Raw genomic sequence first — 16376 nt, 5'->3', positions numbered from 1 at the left:
CTGCTGGAGCGCGCCGACGACCTCCGGCGCCGGGCCGGCCGGCTGGCGGGCTCGGAGGCGGTCCGGCTCGGCTACGTCAACTGGCTCCCCGCGGACCTGACCGCGCGCACCGCAGGTGTGGCCCAGCTACATGTGGACGCCTGGATCGCGCCCTCGCACACGCAGGCCGCCCGGGTCGCGGACGGCAGCCTGGACCTCGCGGTGTGCTGGGTACGGGACGAGGACCTGAAACGCCTCGCCCTGCGGGCCCGTCTGCTCGGCGCGGACCGGCTGTACGCGGTGGCCACGGGCACCGACACCGGTGACGTACGCGCCCGGGACACCTCCGTCCTCCTCGACGACGACACCCAGTCCTGGTCGTCCTGGAACGTCTACGCCGAGCAACTGGCCCACGACACCGGGGCGCACGCCGTGCCGATCTCCGACGGCGGGATCACCGGCCCCGCTTTCTTCGACCACGTCCGCCGCAGCCGTCGCCCGGTCGTCAACTCGCCCAAGGGGCAGACCACTCCGCTGCCGCCCGACCTCGTACGACGCGAGGTCGTCGGGCCGGCGGTCCACTGGACCTGGTCGCTGGTGTGGCGCGAGGGCGAGACACGTGCCGCGGTCCTCGCCGCCGTGGACGCGCTGTGCGACGGCGTCGGCGACCTCGGGCTGCGTGCCCCGGACGCCTGGCTGCCGGCGGGCGACCCGCACCGCTGACGTGGACTGGGAGGCCAAGCCTCCCAGCAGCGAGGATCCCGGTCCTGGGAAAACCCCGTCTGACCTTTGCTTTCACCTCTCCAAGTCGCCTACCTTCTCGAATAGGCGACCGGTCGGCTAGTAACTCGGCCGGGAGCCACTCGCCAAGCACCACTACTTCGGAGAAGGTCGTCATGAGCACTCGGAACCAGAAGGTCGCGATCGTCACCGGCGCCTCGCAGGGCATCGGAGCCGGCGTCGTCGACGCCTACCGCAAGCTCGGCTACGCCGTCGTCGCCACCTCGCGAACCATCGCCCCCGCCGACGACGCGGACATCCTGACCGTCCAGGGCGACATCGCGGACCCGGCCACCGCCGAGCGGGTCGTGGCCGCCGCGATCGAGCGGTTCGGCCGGATCGACGCACTGGTCAACAACGCGGGCATCTTCGTCGCCAAGCCCTTCACCGACTACACGGCCGACGACTACGCGAGCGTGATCGGCATCAACCTGACCGGACTCGTCCGGATCACCCAGCTGGTCATCCCGCACCTGCTCAACCAGGGCGGCGGCCACATCGTCAACGTCACCACCAGCCTGGTCGACAACGCGGACGCCCGCGTGCCCTCCGCCCTGGCCTCGCTGACCAAGGGCGGGCTGCAGTCCGCCACCAAGTCCCTCGCCATCGAATACGCCACCCGGGGCATCCGCGTCAACGCTGTGTCGCCGGGCACCATCAAGACCCCGATGCACCCGGAGGAGACCCACATGGGCCTCGCCGCCCTGCACCCGGTCGGCCGGATGGGAGAGGTGAGCGACATCGTCGACGCCGTGGTCTTCTTGGAGAACGCTCCCTTCGTCACCGGCGAGATCCTCCATGTCGACGGCGGCATGAGCGCCGGTCACTGAGAAAGGTCGACGGAGATGAACAGCGGGAACGACGACGAACTCGTCCTGCGCGGTGTCCTGGACCCCTGGAAAGCGGCCGTAGACGCCCACGAGCCGGAACAGGTGGCCCGGCTCTTCACCGAGGACGCGATCTTCCAGGGGCTGCACCCCTACAGCGTCGGCCGGCCGGGTGTCGCCGAGTACTACGACTCCCAGCCCCTCGGGATGAAGGCCGCCTACGACGTCCTGGAGACCCGGCGGTACGCCGACGACCTCGTACTCGGTTACCTGGACACGGAGTTCACGTTCACCGACCGGCCGCCGGTCGACGTCAAGCTCGCCGTACTGGTGCGGCGGCTGGCGGACGGCTGGTACATCGCCCATTACCAGGTCTCGCGGCCGGCCGGGTGACAGGTGTGAAGGAAAGCTGCGACACCGCTTAAGAAAACCTCGATGGACCCGGGCACTCCGGTAGGGCAGATTGCTAGCACAATCCACCCCTCCCCCCGGAACGGGCTCGTCCGGCATGCCCGGATCGAGCCCGGCCCCGGGACCTCACCCACAGGAGCCGCTGCGTTGAAGGCGCTGGTCAAGGAGAAGGCGGAGCCCGGGCTGTGGCTCGTGGACGTGCCGGAGCCCGCCGTCGGACCCGGCGACGTACTGATCAAGGTGCTGCGCACCGGGATCTGCGGCACCGACCTGCACATCAGGTCCTGGGACGGCTGGGCGCAGCAGGCGATCCGTACGCCGCTCGTGCTCGGGCACGAGTTCGTCGGTGAGGTGGTCGGGACCGGCCGGGACGTCACCGACATGGCCGTGGGTGAACTGGTCAGCGGCGAGGGCCACTTGGTGTGCGGCAAGTGCCGCAACTGCCTGGCCGGCCGCCGCCACCTGTGCCGGGCCACGGTCGGGCTCGGCGTCGGCAGGGACGGGGCCTTCGCGGAGTACGTCGCGCTGCCCGCCGCCAACGTGTGGGTGCACCGCGTCCCCGTCGACCTCGATGTGGCCGCGATCTTCGACCCGTTCGGCAACGCCGTGCACACCGCGCTGTCGTTCCCGCTCGTCGGCGAGGACGTCCTGATCACCGGTGCCGGCCCGATCGGCCTGATGGCGGCGGCGGTCGCCCGGCACGCCGGCGCGCGGAACATCATGGTGACCGATGTCAGCGAGGAACGCCTGGCCCTCGCCCGCAAGATCGGCGTGACCCTCGCCCTGAACGTGACGGACGCTCAGATCGCGGACGGGCAACGCGAGTTGGGCCTGCGCGAGGGCTTCGACATCGGCCTGGAGATGTCCGGCCGCCCCGAGGCGATGCGCGACATGATCGCCAACATGACCCACGGCGGCCGGATCGCGATGCTGGGACTGCCCGCCCAGGAGTTCCCCGTCGACTGGTCCCGCATCGTCACCTCGATGCTCACCATCAAGGGCATCTACGGCCGTGAGATGTTCGAGACCTGGTACGCGATGTCGGTCCTGCTCGAAGGCGGCCTCGACCTCGCGCCCGTGATCACCGGCCGGTACGGACACCGCGACTTCGAGGCGGCGTTCGCGGACGCGGCGAGCGGGCGCGGCGGCAAGGTCATCCTCGACTGGACTCTGTAGCAAGGGAATTGATGATGTTCGACTCCGTGCGCGACGACCTCCGCACCACCCTCGACGAGATCCGCGCCGCCGGACTGCACAAGCCCGAGCGCGTGATCGGCTCCCCTCAGTCCGCGACCGTGCGGGTCACCGCTGGCGGCCGACCCGGCGAGGTCCTCAACTTCTGTGCCAACAACTACCTGGGCCTCGCCGACCACCCCGAGGTCGTCGCCGCCGCCCACGCGGCCCTCGACCGCTGGGGCTACGGCATGGCCTCAGTGCGCTTCATCTGCGGAACCCAGGAGGTCCACAAGGAACTAGAGGCCCGCCTCTCCGCGTTCCTCCGCCAGGAGGACACGATCCTCTACTCCTCCTGCTTCGACGCCAACGGCGGTGTCTTCGAAACCCTGTTGGGCCCGGAGGACGCGGTCGTCTCCGACGCCCTGAACCACGCGTCGATCATCGACGGCATCCGCCTCTCCAAGGCCCGCCGTTACCGGTACGCGAACCGTGACATGGCCGATCTGGAACAGCAGTTGAAGGAGGCCGCGGGCGCCCGACGCAAGCTGATCGTCACCGACGGCGTCTTCTCCATGGACGGTTACGTCGCCCCGCTGCGCGAGATCTGCGACCTCGCCGACCGCTACGACGCGATGGTCATGGTCGACGACTCCCACGCCGTCGGCTTCGTCGGCCCGGGCGGCCGGGGCACCCCCGAACTGCACGGCGTAATGGACCGCGTCGACATCATCACCGGCACCCTCGGCAAGGCGCTCGGCGGCGCCTCCGGCGGTTACGTCGCCGCCCGCGCCGAGATCGTCGCGCTGCTGCGCCAGCGCTCACGGCCGTACCTCTTCTCGAACACCCTCGCCCCGGTGATCGCCGCGGCCTCGCTCAAGGTGCTCGACCTGCTGGAGTCCGCGGACGACCTGCGCGTCCAACTCGCCGAGAACACCGCCCTGTTCCGCCGCCGGATGACCGAGGAGGGCTTCGACATCCTCCCCGGCGACCACGCCATCGCGCCCGTGATGATCGGCGACGCGGCCGTGGCGGGCCGGATGGCGGAACTGCTGCTGGAGCGGGGCGTGTACGTGATCGGCTTCTCGTACCCGGTCGTCCCGCAGGGCAAGGCCCGCATCCGGGTCCAGCTCTCCGCCGCGCACTCGACGGACGACGTGAACCGGGCGGTGGACGCCTTCGTGGCGGCCCGCGCGGAGCTGGAGGGCTGAGCAGACCTGGGGCTCGGCAGGCCGTGGCGGTGACCGGCACGGACATATTGCGATAATCGGTCCCATGATCGAAGCGCGGCGGCTCCATATCCTCCGTGCGGTGGCCGACCACCGCACCGTGACGGCGGCAGCCGCCGCGCTGTACCTCACCCCCTCGGCGGTCTCCCAACAGCTCGCCGCCCTGGAGCAGGAGACCGGCCACCGCCTGGTCGAGCGCGGCGCCAAGGGCGTACGGCTGACCCCGGCCGGCGAGATCCTGCTCGCCCACACCAACGTCGTCCTGGCCCAGCTGGAACGGGCCGAGGCGGAACTCGCCGCCTACAGCTCGGGCGAGGCCGGCACGGTCACCGTCGCCGCCTTCGCGACCGGCATCGCACAGGTCGTGGCACCGGCCGTGACCCGCCTCGCGAGGCTGGCGCCCGGCATCCGGATCCGCGTCCAGGACGCCGAGGGCGACGCCAGTCTGCCGATGGTGCTGGACCGGCAGGTGGATGTCGCGGTCGCCGTCGAGTACCGCGGCGCCCCGCCCGCCGACGACCCGCGCCTGATCCATGTCCCGCTCTACGCCGAGCCCTTCGACGCGGTAGTCCCGGTCGCCCACCGCCTCGCCGACACAGACGAGATCCCCCTTGCAGAACTGGCCAAGGACCCGTGGATCGGCCCCTACCCCGGCAACCCCTGCCACGAGGTGGTCGTCCTGGCCTGCGAGAACGCCGGATTCCAGCCCCGCCTGGAGCACTCCTCCGACGACTTCCGAGCCGTGGTCGCCCTCGCCTCGGCCGACGCGGGCGTCGCCCTCGTCCCCCGCTCGGCCCTGCGCGGCATGGACCTGACGGGAGTCGTCGTCCGGCCCGTCGACGGGGTGGCGCCGACCCGCCGGGTCTTCGCGGCCGTACGACGCGGCACGGAGGAGCACCCGCTGATCCGCCCGGTGCTGGACGCGCTGGCGGAAGCGGCCCGGACGTAACCTCGCCGTTTCATATACGGGATACCGTCCCGAATATGAAACAAGAAGACGTGGACCCGGTCCCGGCTCCGGACCCCATGGACGCCCGGCTCGGCACCCGCCTGGCCGAGCTGCGGGCCCAACACGGCTGGTCCCTGGGGGAGTTGGCGGAGCGCAGCGGGGTGAGCCGGTCGACCCTGTCCCGCGCCGAACGCGCCGAGACCAGCCCCACCGCCTCCCTCCTCAACCGCCTGTGCGGCGTCTACGGCCGGACCATGTCCCAACTCCTCAGCGAGGTGGAGGCCGAGCCCACCCCGCTGATGCCCGCCGCCGACCAGCCCGTGTGGGAGGACCGCGCCTCCGGTTTCGTACGACGGTCCGTGTCGCCCCCGCACACCGGCCTGCGCGGCGAACTCGTGGAGGGACGGCTCGCGGCCGGCGCCGACATCGCCTACGACCGGCCGCCCGTCCCCGGCCTCGAACAGCACATCTGGGTCCTGGAAGGCACCCTCGACGTGACGGCCCGGGACGTCGAGCACCATCTCGACACCGGCGACTGTCTACGGCTGCGGGTGTGGGGCCCGACACGGTTCCGCTGCCCGGGTCCGGACAGTGTGCGCTACGTACTCGCGGTGGTGCTGCCATGAGGACGGAGCGGCTGGACGCACCCCAACTGCTCGCCATGGTCGACGAGTTGGCGGACCTGCTGACCGACACCGTGCACGACGGGGCGTCGGTCGGATTCCTCGCGCCGCTCGACCGGGCTGCGGCCGTCGCCTGGTGGCGGGAGCGTGCCGACGGAGTGAGCGCCGGGCGGCTCGCCGTGTGGGCGGCGCTGAGCGGCGACCGGGTCGTCGGCACGGTGAGCTTGGCCTTCGCCGACAAGCCCAACAGCCGCCACCGCGCCGAACTGGTCAAGCTGATGGTGCACCGGGACGCCCGCGGACGCGGCCTCGGGCGCGGGCTCCTGACCGTCGCGGAGGACGCGGCGGTGGCGGCCGGCATCACCCTCCTCCACCTGGACACCGAGACGGACAGCACTGCCGAACGCCTCTACGGCTCGGCCGGCTGGACCCGGGCCGGCGTCATCCCCGACTACGCGGCGAGCCCGGCCGGGGTGCTGCGGCCGACGACGCTCTACTACAAGCGGGTGGGGGCGGGTGCGGGGGTGGACGGCGTTCCTGCGGGATAGATACTGCGCGACAGACACGGCTTGGTGCTCTGCGCTTGGTGCGGGCCGGTGTCACCTGCGAACCGGGGACGCCCTCCCACCAGGTGATTGTCAGTGCCGGCCGCTATGTTGCGTGTCATGCCGGATGCCGAAGACGTACGCCGTATCGCCCTCTCCCTCCCGGACACGACGGAGAAGATCGCCTGGAGCATGCCCACGTTCCGGGTCGCCGGGAAGATGTTCGTCACGCTGCCCGAGGAGGAGACCTCCATCGCCGTGCGCTGCCCCAAGGAGGAGCGCGACGAACTCGTCCTGGCCGAGCCCGAGAAGTTCTGGGTCGCCGATCACGAGGCTGGCTTCGCCTGGGTCCGGGCCCGGCTCGCCGCGCTGGACAGCGAGGAGGAACTGCGTGACATCCTCGCCGACTCCTGGCGCCAGGCGGCCCCGCCCCGACTCCTGGAGTCCTACCCGGAGTTGGGCCTCCTGTCCGACGACTGAGCCGCCCCGGCGCGGAGTTGGGCGGCGGGTCTCAGTCCCGCGTACTGGCTCGCCCGCCCCCGACGAAACCGTCGATTCGTTCGCGCAGTGACCGGGCGTCCAGGCCGTGGGCGGCCAGGTGTTCCGGGACGGTGCCGTAGCGCCGCAGTTCGGGGCGGGCCACGCCCAGGCCCAGTACCCGGTGGGGCACGTCGGCGAGTGCGTCGTTCGCGGCGGCCGTCGAGGTGCCCGCGAGATACGGCTCGACGAGCACGACGTCGGTCCCGGCCGACCGCGTGGCGCGGCGCAGCGCGGTCGCGTCGAAGGGCCGTACGGTTGTGGCGTACAGGACGGTGACGTCGAGGCCCTCCGTCGCGTCGAGTACGGCGTCGAGCATCGGCCCGACCGCGACGACCACACCGGAGCGGCCCTCGCGGACGCGGAGGAAGCGCTCGCCGTCGACCGGGAGACCATCGGCGTTCGACTGGACGGACAGCCGTACGTACACCTTGTTGTCGCCCGCGGCGACCGCGTGCCGCAGCAGGGTTTCGGCCTCGTCCGGGTGGCCCGGCACGTGCACGGTCCAGCCGTCGAGCGTGTCGAGGAGCGCCACATCGCCCGGGGCCATGTGCGTCAGCCCGCCGGCGGGCCAGTCGAACGAGGCCGCCGCGCTCACCAGTACCGCGCCGACGCCCTGGTGCCCGAGGTCCAGCTTGACCTGCTCGAAGGGCCGCTCGACGAGGAAACTCGCGAAGGTGTGCAGGACGGGGCGCATCCCGGTCAGCGCGAGTCCCGCGCCCGCCCCGACGAGGAGCTGCTCGCGGATGCCGACGTTGATCACCCGGTCCGGGTGGCGGAGTTGTGCCTCGGCGAGGTCGGCCGCGCCGATCTCGGCGAGGACGACCGCGACGCGTGGGTCCTCGTCGAGAAGCCGGGAGACGACCGGGGTGAAACGGTCACGCATGGTGTCCATGGAGAGAAAGCCCTTCTCGAAAGGTAGTGACGTGAATTGGCGAGGGCGGGTGATCAGGCGGACTTCGGTTCCACTCGGGCCACGACCACATGGGGTCGGCCGGGATGCGGCGCGGTGAAGGCGGCGTACAGCGCTTCGTGATCGCGGCCGTCGGCCGTCACCGTGGACCAGCCCGCGGCCTCGAAGCGGGCGGCGATGCCACCGGGCCGGGCGTGACTGGCGGAGGAGTTGTCCACGACGACGGTGTGCAGCCGGTCCAGCCCGGCGGGCCCGGCGAAGGCGATGGCCTCGTGGTTGCTGCCCTCGTCCAGCTCGGCGTCCCCGACCAGCACCCAGACCCGGGGTTCGGCGCGCCCCTGGGCGCGCAGTCCCAGTGCCGTCCCGACGGCGATCGGCAGCCCGTGCCCCAGCGACCCGCTGCCGATCTCGGCGCCCGGCACCAGCACCCGGTCGGGGTGGTGCCCGAGCGGGGAGTCGTACGAGCCGAAGCCCTGGAGCCATTCCACCGGGACGAATCCCTTGGCGGCCAGTACGGCGTAGTACGCCATCGGCCCGTGCCCCTTGGAGAGCAGGAACCGGTCCCGTTCCGGGTCGCCCATGCGTTCCGGGCCGACCCGCAGCACCCGGTCGTAGAGCACCCACAGCACGTCCAGCGTCGAGGTCGCCGCCGGACCGTGCTTCTCGTCGCCGGTCATCAGGCCCATGAGCCGGTGCAGGTCGCCGTGCGTGTACGGGCGGCTGTGTTCCGTGGTGATGGTCATGCGGACGATCGTGCAACCTCAACCAAACTTCAGGTCAAGCGTCGCAAGGGGAGTCGGCCGGACGTCGGCCCCCGATAAAGGCGTGCGCGATCACCGACGCGAGTGCGGTATTGTTTCCATGCACGTTCGACCAGGGGAAACCCCAGGTCAGATGGGCAACGGGACGTGGCGCAGCTTGGTAGCGCACTTGACTGGGGGTCAAGGGGTCGCAGGTTCAAATCCTGTCGTCCCGACCAGCTTTGCAGCGGGTCGGAGGCCGTTCTCTCATTTTTGGGAGGGCGGCTTTTCGCGTTCCTGCAGGGCTGGTGGTTCTCGACGTTGTGCTCATGAGCCCTGCCCGATTCCGGCTGTTGTCAGGTGGGCCCGGAGCGGGGCTGCGCCGCGAGATTGGCCGTGATGGTGTTCTCGGCCACCGCGCACGCCGCGTGCAGTGCCTTCGAGGTGGCCTTCATCGAAGGGTTGTCGGATGTTCCGGCGCGGACACTGCAGATGATGTCGCGGTAGCCGTCCTCCGGGAGCTCGCGCAGGCGGACGGTGGGCACCGTGTCGACCCAGAACAGGTCGGGCAGGAACGCGACGGCGTGTCCGCCCCGGACGAGTCGTTCGTGCACGAGCATGTCGGGGGATTCGAATCGTACGTTCGGCCCGAATCCGGCGGCGTGGCAGATTCGCTCGGACCACTCCCGTGCCGCGCTGCCCGCCGGCTCCATCACCCAGTCGGCACCCGCCAGGTCCGAGACCCGCTCGACGCCTGTCGGGTCCGCGCCGGCCGGCGGAAGCGCGAGCCGCAGCGGGTCGCGGTGCAGGACGGCCTGTTCCACAGCGGTCGACCGGACGAGCGGCTGGCCGGCGAACACCTCGTCGACCACCAGGTCGAACTCCCTGACCTGCAGACCGGAGAGAGCGACGTCGGGATCGGCGTGTGCCAGCTCGACCGTGGCCGAGACCACGGCGGACGACGGAACCGAGGCCGTCGTTCCGAGCGTGACCGGCATGGCCTATCGCTGCGGTTCGAGTCGGTTCACCGTTGATCCCAGGGATCCTCTCGCGGCAGGGTTCGTGCTGCGATGACATCTCTCAAGCACCTTCCGATCCTCTCGGCCGACGACGTCGAGCGGGCACTGAGCCGGGACCGGGCGGCAGCGGCCCTGACCCGTGCGCTCCGGGCGGGACTGGAGCCGGGCGAAGACCTGGAACGGTCCGTACTCGAAGTGACCGGCGGCCAGTTGCTGCTCATGCCGTCGGCGGGGACATCCGCCGTGGGCCTGAAGACGGTGACGCTCGCCGCGGGAAATCCGAGCCGCGGACTGCCCCGAATCCAGGGCGCCTACCTCCTGTTCGGCGCCGGGACGCTCGAACTGCGGGCGATCATGGACGGGATCGCGGTGACGAACCTCCGAACGCCGGCCGTCTCCGTCGCGGCGACCGCTCCGCTGTTCACCCGGTTCACCCGGCCGATCGAGCTGGTGGTCTTCGGCGCGGGCCCCCAGGCGGTCGGTCACGTGGAGGCGGTCCAGGCCGTCGACTCGGTCCAACTGGCCGACGTCACCTACGTGGTCCGCCACCCCGACCGGGCCCGCGAGCAGCTGCCACCCCACGCCACCGTCGTCTCCGCGGACTCACCGGACGTGACGGCGCGGCTCGGGCGGGCGCAGGTGGTGGTCTGCGCCACCAGCGCCCGTACCCCGCTGTTCGACTCCGCGCATCTGACGGACGGTACGGTCGTGATCGCCGTCGGATCCCATGAGCCCGATGTGCGTGAACTGGACGGCCCGTTGATGGCCCGTGCACATGTCGTGGTCGAAGACGTGCGCACGGCGTTGCGCGAGGCCGGGGATGTCGTCCTGGCGATCCGCGAGGGTCACCTCCATGCCGACGAGCTGATCCCGATGGCGGACGTCGTCCGGGGCACGCGCACGCTTCCCCCGGACCGCACCGTGGTCTTGAAGAGCGTGGGAATGTCCTGGCAGGACCTGGTCGTGGCCGAAGAACTCATCGAACAGCACCAGCGCGGCGCGTCATCCGGCTAGGCCGGACCCCCCGGTCGTCGGTCGCACCGCGGCCACCCCTACCGTGACCGTCGTTTTCTCGCCAATTGCCGACTACGTCCGCCAAGGGGTTCGCGCCGCCAGCCTCGGCCGCATCCGGAGCCGTGAAGTCCCCTTCCCGGTGCGGTCGATCAGCGCCGGACGCCTGGGGTTGCCAGTGCCAACGGTCCTGGAGTACTCCCGCCACCACCGGGCGCAAGGCATGCCTTCCGTCCCCGATGCACCTGCGGGCAGTCGCAGATCTATCGACTCGGCGTCAAATGTTGTGCACAAATTCCACACAGACCTCTCTCCATGCGAGCACAGATGGTCTAGATTGACCTTGCTTCGCACGGTGTGACACCAAGCGACAAAAGATGATCTATGGGTCCGGCGATGCGGATGGCCAGCAATTGTGTCTCTCGCGCCGGACGTGGGGGTGATCAATTCTGTTAGCCCGAGGGGGGCTTGGGGCGTGGAGGGCATCCGAGGTTGCGACGGGTTCCCGTGCGCTACGAGGGACTGGCGGGACGTTCGAGACCGGTGTCGCCAGGGTGGGTTGTTCGCGAAGTTCTGACACGACCGGGACGTCATGCGCCGGGGGCGCGGGCTTCCCGAGGGGGAACAGCGGAGCGGGAGCTTCCGTGGGGGATCTGCAGTGCGGGGGGCGGGGGCCTCCCGTAGGGGCGTAACAGTGCGCGGCGACCACGTCAAAACACTGGGGACCTTGGGGGGTTCTGTGCGGCAGGGGGGAATAGTCGGGCCTTTTCCGTCGGCGCGCGGGCGTCTGGCGAACGGGGCGATCGGCCAGCTCGCGATCGATTGGGAACAGCGGTACAGACGTACCGTGATCATCAGCGACACCGTGGCCACCGCTTCCGTGGTGGCGGCCATCGGAGACTTCTTCGGGGCCCGGGACGCGGCCAACTGGCATGAGAAGTGGGGAATCCTCGCCTTCGGCACCCAGGTGCTGGTGCTGGGCGCGCTGGCGGTGAGCCGTTCGTGGTCTCCGGCAGTGCTCGGTCAAGGCGCCGAGGAATTCCGGCGGTTGGGACGTTCGCTGTTCACGGCGACCGTCGTCCTGGCGCTCGGCGGGATCGCTCTGACCTCGCGCAACATCAAGCTCTGGATCTTCGTCGCGATCCCCGCGATCGCGATTGTCACCATGACCGAGCGGTATCTGCTCCGCCTCTGGCTGCACAAACAGCGCAACGACGGACGATGCCTGAGACCGGTGCTCGCCGCCGGGAGCCCGGCCACCGTGCGCGACCTGATCAACCGGACGCGCAAGCTCCCGCACCTCGGCTGGCGGGTGGAGGCCGTGTGCACGACGGACGGCCGCGGGCTCGACGGCGACCAAGGCGGCCTGGACGGCGACCAGTTGGACGGAGTGCCCGTCATAGGCCTGCTGGAGGACGTCGCCAAGCACGTCCGCCACGACGGCTACCGGGTCGTCGCCGTCACACCGGACCCGCACTGGTCTCCGGACCGGCTGCAGCGGCTGGCCTGGAACCTCGAAGGCAGCGACGCCGAGATGATCGTCGCCCCCGTACTGATGGAGGTGGCCGGCCCGCGGCTGCACGTCGACGCGGTGCTCGGGATACCGCTGCTGCGGGTCAGCATGCCGACCTTCACCGGAGGCCGCCGGGCGATCAAGGGGGTCGTCGACCGGATGGGCGCGGCGATCCTGCTGCTCGCGTTCGCGCCGCTGATGATCCTCGTCGCGCTGTTCGTGCTGACGGACAGCCGGGGCGGGGTGTTCTACCGCCAGCGCAGGGTCGGCAAGGACGGCCGGGAGTTCACCATGCTCAAGTTCCGCAGCATGGTCGTCGATGCCCACAAGGCACGCGCGGAGCTGGCCGACCGCAACGAGGGCGCGGGCCTGCTGTTCAAGCTCCGCCGGGATCCGCGGGTGACCCGGGTGGGAGGGGTGCTGCGCCGCTACTCGATCGACGAACTCCCGCAGCTCTTCAATGTGCTCACCGGATCCATGTCGCTCGTCGGCCCCCGGCCTCCGCTGCCGGAGGAGTGCGCTGCGTACGACCCGGACATCCGAAGACGGCTGCTGGTCAAGCCGGGGCTCACCGGCCTGTGGCAGATCAGCGGACGCAGCGACCTGCCGTGGGAGGAGGCCGTCCGCCTCGACCTGCGATACGTGGAGGACTGGTCGCTCGCCCTCGACACAGTGATCTTGTGGAAGACCTTGCGTGCCGTGATCCACGGGCAGGGGGCCTACTGATGCGCGGGGGTCGTCCGACCGGCGCGCGGACCGCAGGCCACAGGGGCCTGCCTGGGGGGAGAGACCGGTCATGAGAGTCAGCGTTTTCGGGCTCGGCTACGTGGGCTGTGTGTCGGCCGCGTGCCTGGCCAGCATGGGGCACGAGGTCATCGGGGTGGACGTCAACCAGGTGAAGGTCGACCTGGTCAACGACGGCAAGGCCCCGGTGGTGGAGGAACGGATCGGCGAGCTCATCGCCGAGGTCGTGCGGACCGGAGCGCTGCGCGCCACCGACGACGTCCGCGAGGCGATCGCGGGCAGCGAGGTGTCGCTGATCTGCGTGGGCACCCCGTCGGAGCCCAACGGCAGCCTGTGCACGACCTACTTGGAGCGGGTCACCGAGGAGATCGGCGCCGCGCTCGCCGAGCGGGGCGGACGGCAGACCGTCGTGTTCCGCAGCACCATGCTCCCGGGCACCTGCCTGAACCTGCTGGTGCCGATCCTGGAGAAGCACGTCGGCGGCACGGCCGGGGTGGACATCGGGGTCGCGGTCAACCCGGAGTTCCTGCGCGAGGGCACCAGCGTGAAGGACTTCTTCGACCCGCCCAAGACCGTCATCGGCGAACTCGACCCGGCGAGCGGCGACGCGGTGGCGGCGCTGTACGACGGCCTGCCCGGCGAGGTGTTCCGGGTGCCGATCCCGACCGCCGAGGCCATCAAGTACGCGGACAACGCGTTCCACGGCCTCAAGATCGGCTTCGCGAACGAGCTGGGCGCCGTATGCCAGGCCCTCGGGGTGGACTCGCACCAGGTGATGGACGTGTTCCTCGCCGACCGCAAGCTGAACATCAGCCCCGCCTACCTGCGGCCCGGCTTCGCCTTCGGCGGCTCCTGCCTGCCCAAGGACCTGCGCAGCCTGGTCTTCGCGGCGCAGCGGGCCGACGTCTCGGTGCCCATCCTCTCCCACGTGCTGGCCTCCAACTCCGACCATCTGCAGCGCGCGGTGGACCTGGTCGAGCGCACCGGCAAGCGCAAGGTGGGCCTGTTCGGGCTCTCCTTCAAACCCGGCACCGACGACCTCCGCGAGAGCCCGCTCGTCGAACTGGCGGAACGGCTCTTCGGCAAGGGCTACGACCTCAAGATCTACGACGCCAACGTGAGCCTCTCCCGGCTGCTCGGCGCGAACCGCGAGTACATCGAGAGCCGGCTGCCGCACCTCGCGCAGCTCCTCGCCGACTCCGTCGACGAGGTGCTGGAGCACGCCGAGGTGTGCCTGGTGGGCACCAAGGACGCGACCGTACTGTCGGCGCTGCCCCACACGGGCGAACCGGCGATCATCGACCTCATCCGCCTTCCCGACGCCGAGACGCGCCGGACCGAACCGGGGTACATAGGCCTTGCCTGGTAACGAGACCAACGGCGACGGGACGAACCGTCGCGCGCTGATCCTGGTGGAGAACCTGTCGGTCCCCTTCGACCGGCGGGTGTGGCAGGAGTGCACCACGCTGCGCGACGCCGGCTGGGAGGTGCACGTCATCTGCCCCCGGGGGGAGAAGCGGGACACGGAACCGGAGGCGGTGATCGACGGGGTGCGGATCCACCGCTACCCGTTGCGCGCGGCCACCGGAGGGCCGGCCGGCTACCTGCGGGAGTACGGATCGGCGCTCTGGCACACGGTCCGGCTGGCCCGCAAGGTCGGCCCGGTCGACGTGGTCCACGCCTGCAACCCGCCCGACCTGCTCTTCCTGCCGGCACTGTGGATGAAGCGGCGCGGCGCGCGGTTCGTCTTCGACCAGCACGACCTGGTGCCCGAGCTGTACCTCTCCCGGTTCGACCGCGGCGAGGACCTCCTCTACCGCGCCGTGTGCGCGCTGGAGCGGCGGACCTACCGGGCCGCGGACATCGTGCTCGCCACCAACGAGAGCTACAAGGACGTCGCGCTGACCCGCGGTGGCCGGCGGCCCGAGGACGTCTTCGTGGTGCGCAGCGCGCCCGCGACCGACCGGTTCCAACCGGTGCCGCCGGAGCCGGAGTTGAAGCGCGGCAAGCCCCATCTGCTGTGCTACCTCGGCGTCATGGGCCCCCAGGACGGCGTCGACTACGCCCTGCGGGCCCTGGCGAAACTGCGCGACGAGGTCGGCCGGACCGACTGGCACGCCGTGTTCGTCGGGGCCGGCGACGCCTTCGACGCGATGGTGGAACTGTCCGGGCAGCTCGGCCTCTCCGACCAGGTGCAGTTCACCGGACGCATCCCGGACGCCGACCTGGTGCGCTACCTGTGCACCGCCGACGTGTGCCTTTCCCCCGACCCGCACAATCCGCTCAACGACGTGTCGACCATGAACAAGGTCCTGGAGTACATGGCGATGGGACGGCCGATCGTCTCGTTCGACCTCCGGGAGGCGCGCGTCTCCGCCGGTGACGCCGCCGTCTACGCGCCCGCCAACGACGAGGCCCAGTTCGCCAAGCTCATCGCGCTGCTCCTCGACGATCCGGAGAAGCGGGCCCGGATGGGCAAGACCGGCCAGGAGCGGATCAGCGGGCCGCTGTCCTGGGAGAACTCGCAAGCGTCACTGCTCGCCGCCTACGCCGCCGCCATCCGGGACCAAGCCCCGGTGCCGACGGGCAGGCCGGTCCGTACGGGGAAGAGGCCGCACCATTGAATGAGGACACGATCCGCCTGGTCACGATCGGACGGATTCTCCGTCGGCGGTGGCGGCTTCTGGCCGTCCTCGCCGTAGTGGGCGCGCTCTTCGGCTACGGCACCTCGGTGCTGCTGCTTCCGCCGCGCTACACGGCAGAGGCATCGGTACTGCTGCCGGGACAGTGGGAAGAGCGCGAACTGCTCACCCAGGTGGACATCGCCACCAGTTCGGCGGTGGTCGACCGTGCCGCCGCCGCGCTCAAGTGGCCGGGCGTCGACGGCACCGAGCTGCAGAAAGACGTGAGTGCCAAGGCGGACGACGGCAACATCATCAAGGTCTCCGGTACGGCCGACACCCCGGAGCGCGCCCAGCGGCTCTCCGACCAGCTGGCCCAGCAGTTCGTCACCTTCGCCACCCGCATCGCGGGCGGCAGCACCGACCCCGCGGCGGACACGGCGACAGAGGCACTGCGGAAGCAGGTGGCCGAGACCAACCGCCGTATCACGGACCTGGCCAACTCGGCGGATCCGGGGCAGACAGTGGAGGGCGTACAGGCCCGCACCGAGCTGGAGGGTCTGCGCACCGGGCTGCAGGACGCGATGAAGAAGCTGGAGGAGGCCAACCCGGCGACCGCCAAGGCCAGCATGGTCGTCATGGGTCCGGCACCCCGGCCGACCGGCGCGGCAGCGCCGACGAGGACGCAGCTCATCGCCGCCGGTGCGCTGCTGTTCCTCCTGCTCGCGGTCGCCGGCCATCTGGCCGCCGCACGGGTGAGCC

The 16376-nt window shown here is 70.6% G+C and carries 18 protein-coding genes and 1 tRNA gene; 16 read left to right on the top strand and 3 right to left on the bottom strand.

The window, feature by feature from the left end; translation table 11 throughout:
* The 9 genes from R6V09_RS25750 to R6V09_RS25710 all read left to right on the top strand — a co-directional run.
* The coding region (locus R6V09_RS25750) for a LysR family transcriptional regulator (protein ID WP_317883794.1) at positions 1-702 on the top strand (702 nt) is incomplete at its 5' end.
* Between the two features lie 173 nt (positions 703-875).
* Positions 876-1589 (top strand): SDR family NAD(P)-dependent oxidoreductase, encoded by a 714-nt coding sequence (locus tag R6V09_RS25745; RefSeq protein WP_317883793.1) that lies wholly within the window; start codon positions 876-878, stop codon positions 1587-1589.
* A 15-nt stretch (positions 1590-1604) separates the two neighbouring features.
* Positions 1605-1979, top strand: coding sequence for a YybH family protein (locus R6V09_RS25740; protein ID WP_317883792.1), 375 nt, complete (start codon positions 1605-1607; stop codon positions 1977-1979).
* A gap of 165 nt (positions 1980-2144) precedes the next feature.
* Positions 2145-3173 (top strand): L-threonine 3-dehydrogenase, encoded by a 1029-nt coding sequence (gene tdh / locus R6V09_RS25735; protein WP_317883791.1) that lies wholly within the window; start codon positions 2145-2147, stop codon positions 3171-3173.
* A gap of 14 nt (positions 3174-3187) precedes the next feature.
* On the top strand, positions 3188-4381 hold the full coding sequence (locus R6V09_RS25730) for a glycine C-acetyltransferase (protein ID WP_317883796.1): 1194 nt from the start codon (positions 3188-3190) through the stop codon (positions 4379-4381).
* A gap of 64 nt (positions 4382-4445) precedes the next feature.
* A complete protein-coding gene (locus R6V09_RS25725) occupies positions 4446-5348 on the top strand; it encodes a LysR family transcriptional regulator (protein WP_317883790.1) in 903 nt (300 codons plus the stop codon).
* A gap of 35 nt (positions 5349-5383) precedes the next feature.
* On the top strand, positions 5384-5974 hold the full coding sequence (locus R6V09_RS25720; protein ID WP_317883789.1) for a helix-turn-helix domain-containing protein: 591 nt from the start codon (positions 5384-5386) through the stop codon (positions 5972-5974).
* Complete coding sequence (locus tag R6V09_RS25715) at positions 5971-6519, top strand: GNAT family N-acetyltransferase (RefSeq protein ID WP_317883788.1); 549 nt, start codon at positions 5971-5973, stop codon at positions 6517-6519. Before R6V09_RS25720 ends, R6V09_RS25715 begins: the two co-directional genes overlap by 4 nt.
* A gap of 117 nt (positions 6520-6636) precedes the next feature.
* Entirely contained in the window at positions 6637-6996 is a 360-nt protein-coding gene (locus R6V09_RS25710) for an MmcQ/YjbR family DNA-binding protein (RefSeq protein ID WP_317883787.1), read from the top strand.
* A gap of 31 nt (positions 6997-7027) precedes the next feature.
* On the opposite strand, the gene R6V09_RS25705 is transcribed toward R6V09_RS25710, so the two are convergent.
* Positions 7028-7948, bottom strand: a complete 921-nt coding sequence (locus R6V09_RS25705) for a transketolase family protein (RefSeq protein WP_317883786.1) — start codon at positions 7946-7948, stop codon at positions 7028-7030.
* 53 nt (positions 7949-8001) lie between these two features.
* On the bottom strand, positions 8002-8709 hold the full coding sequence (locus tag R6V09_RS25700; RefSeq protein WP_317883785.1) for a transketolase: 708 nt from the start codon (positions 8707-8709) through the stop codon (positions 8002-8004).
* Positions 8710-8868: 159 nt separating this feature from the next.
* On the opposite strand from R6V09_RS25700, the gene R6V09_RS25695 reads away from it, so the two are divergent.
* Positions 8869-8945: transfer RNA gene (locus tag R6V09_RS25695), tRNA-Pro, on the top strand.
* A 117-nt stretch (positions 8946-9062) separates the two neighbouring features.
* Here R6V09_RS25695 and R6V09_RS25690 read toward each other — a convergent pair.
* Positions 9063-9704: a LysR substrate-binding domain-containing protein gene (locus tag R6V09_RS25690; RefSeq protein WP_317883784.1), complete on the bottom strand. Its 642-nt coding sequence runs from the start codon at positions 9702-9704 to the stop codon at positions 9063-9065.
* Here R6V09_RS25690 and R6V09_RS25685 point away from each other — a divergent pair.
* The 6 genes from R6V09_RS25685 to R6V09_RS25660 form a co-directional block, all read left to right on the top strand.
* The gene (locus tag R6V09_RS25685; RefSeq protein WP_442810134.1) at positions 9646-9780 is read left to right on the top strand and encodes a proline racemase family protein; all 135 of its coding nucleotides are present in this window, start codon (positions 9646-9648) and stop codon (positions 9778-9780) included. The two genes, R6V09_RS25690 and R6V09_RS25685, sit on opposite strands and share 59 nt — an antisense overlap.
* Positions 9777-10739 carry an ornithine cyclodeaminase family protein gene (locus R6V09_RS25680; RefSeq protein ID WP_317883783.1) on the top strand — a complete coding sequence of 321 codons (963 nt, stop codon included), beginning with the start codon at positions 9777-9779 and terminating at the stop codon, positions 10737-10739. Before R6V09_RS25685 ends, R6V09_RS25680 begins: the two co-directional genes overlap by 4 nt.
* 736 nt (positions 10740-11475) lie before the next feature.
* The gene (locus R6V09_RS25675; RefSeq protein WP_317883795.1) at positions 11476-12975 is read left to right on the top strand and encodes a sugar transferase; all 1500 of its coding nucleotides are present in this window, start codon (positions 11476-11478) and stop codon (positions 12973-12975) included.
* A gap of 70 nt (positions 12976-13045) precedes the next feature.
* Positions 13046-14362 carry a nucleotide sugar dehydrogenase gene (locus R6V09_RS25670; protein ID WP_317883782.1) on the top strand — a complete coding sequence of 439 codons (1317 nt, stop codon included), beginning with the start codon at positions 13046-13048 and terminating at the stop codon, positions 14360-14362.
* Positions 14352-15617 (top strand): glycosyltransferase family 4 protein, encoded by a 1266-nt coding sequence (locus tag R6V09_RS25665; RefSeq protein ID WP_317883781.1) that lies wholly within the window; start codon positions 14352-14354, stop codon positions 15615-15617. Before R6V09_RS25670 ends, R6V09_RS25665 begins: the two co-directional genes overlap by 11 nt.
* Positions 15614-16376, top strand: a 763-nt coding sequence (locus R6V09_RS25660) for a Wzz/FepE/Etk N-terminal domain-containing protein (RefSeq protein WP_317883780.1), incomplete at its 3' end; no start/stop codon positions are given. The genes R6V09_RS25665 and R6V09_RS25660, both read left to right, overlap by 4 nt.

The organism is Streptomyces sp. W16 (assembly GCF_033194735.1).
Taxonomy (GTDB): domain Bacteria; phylum Actinomycetota; class Actinomycetes; order Streptomycetales; family Streptomycetaceae; genus Streptomyces.
The sequence above is the reverse complement of the archived record's forward strand: the minus strand, read 5'-3'. Positions and strand labels throughout refer to the sequence as shown.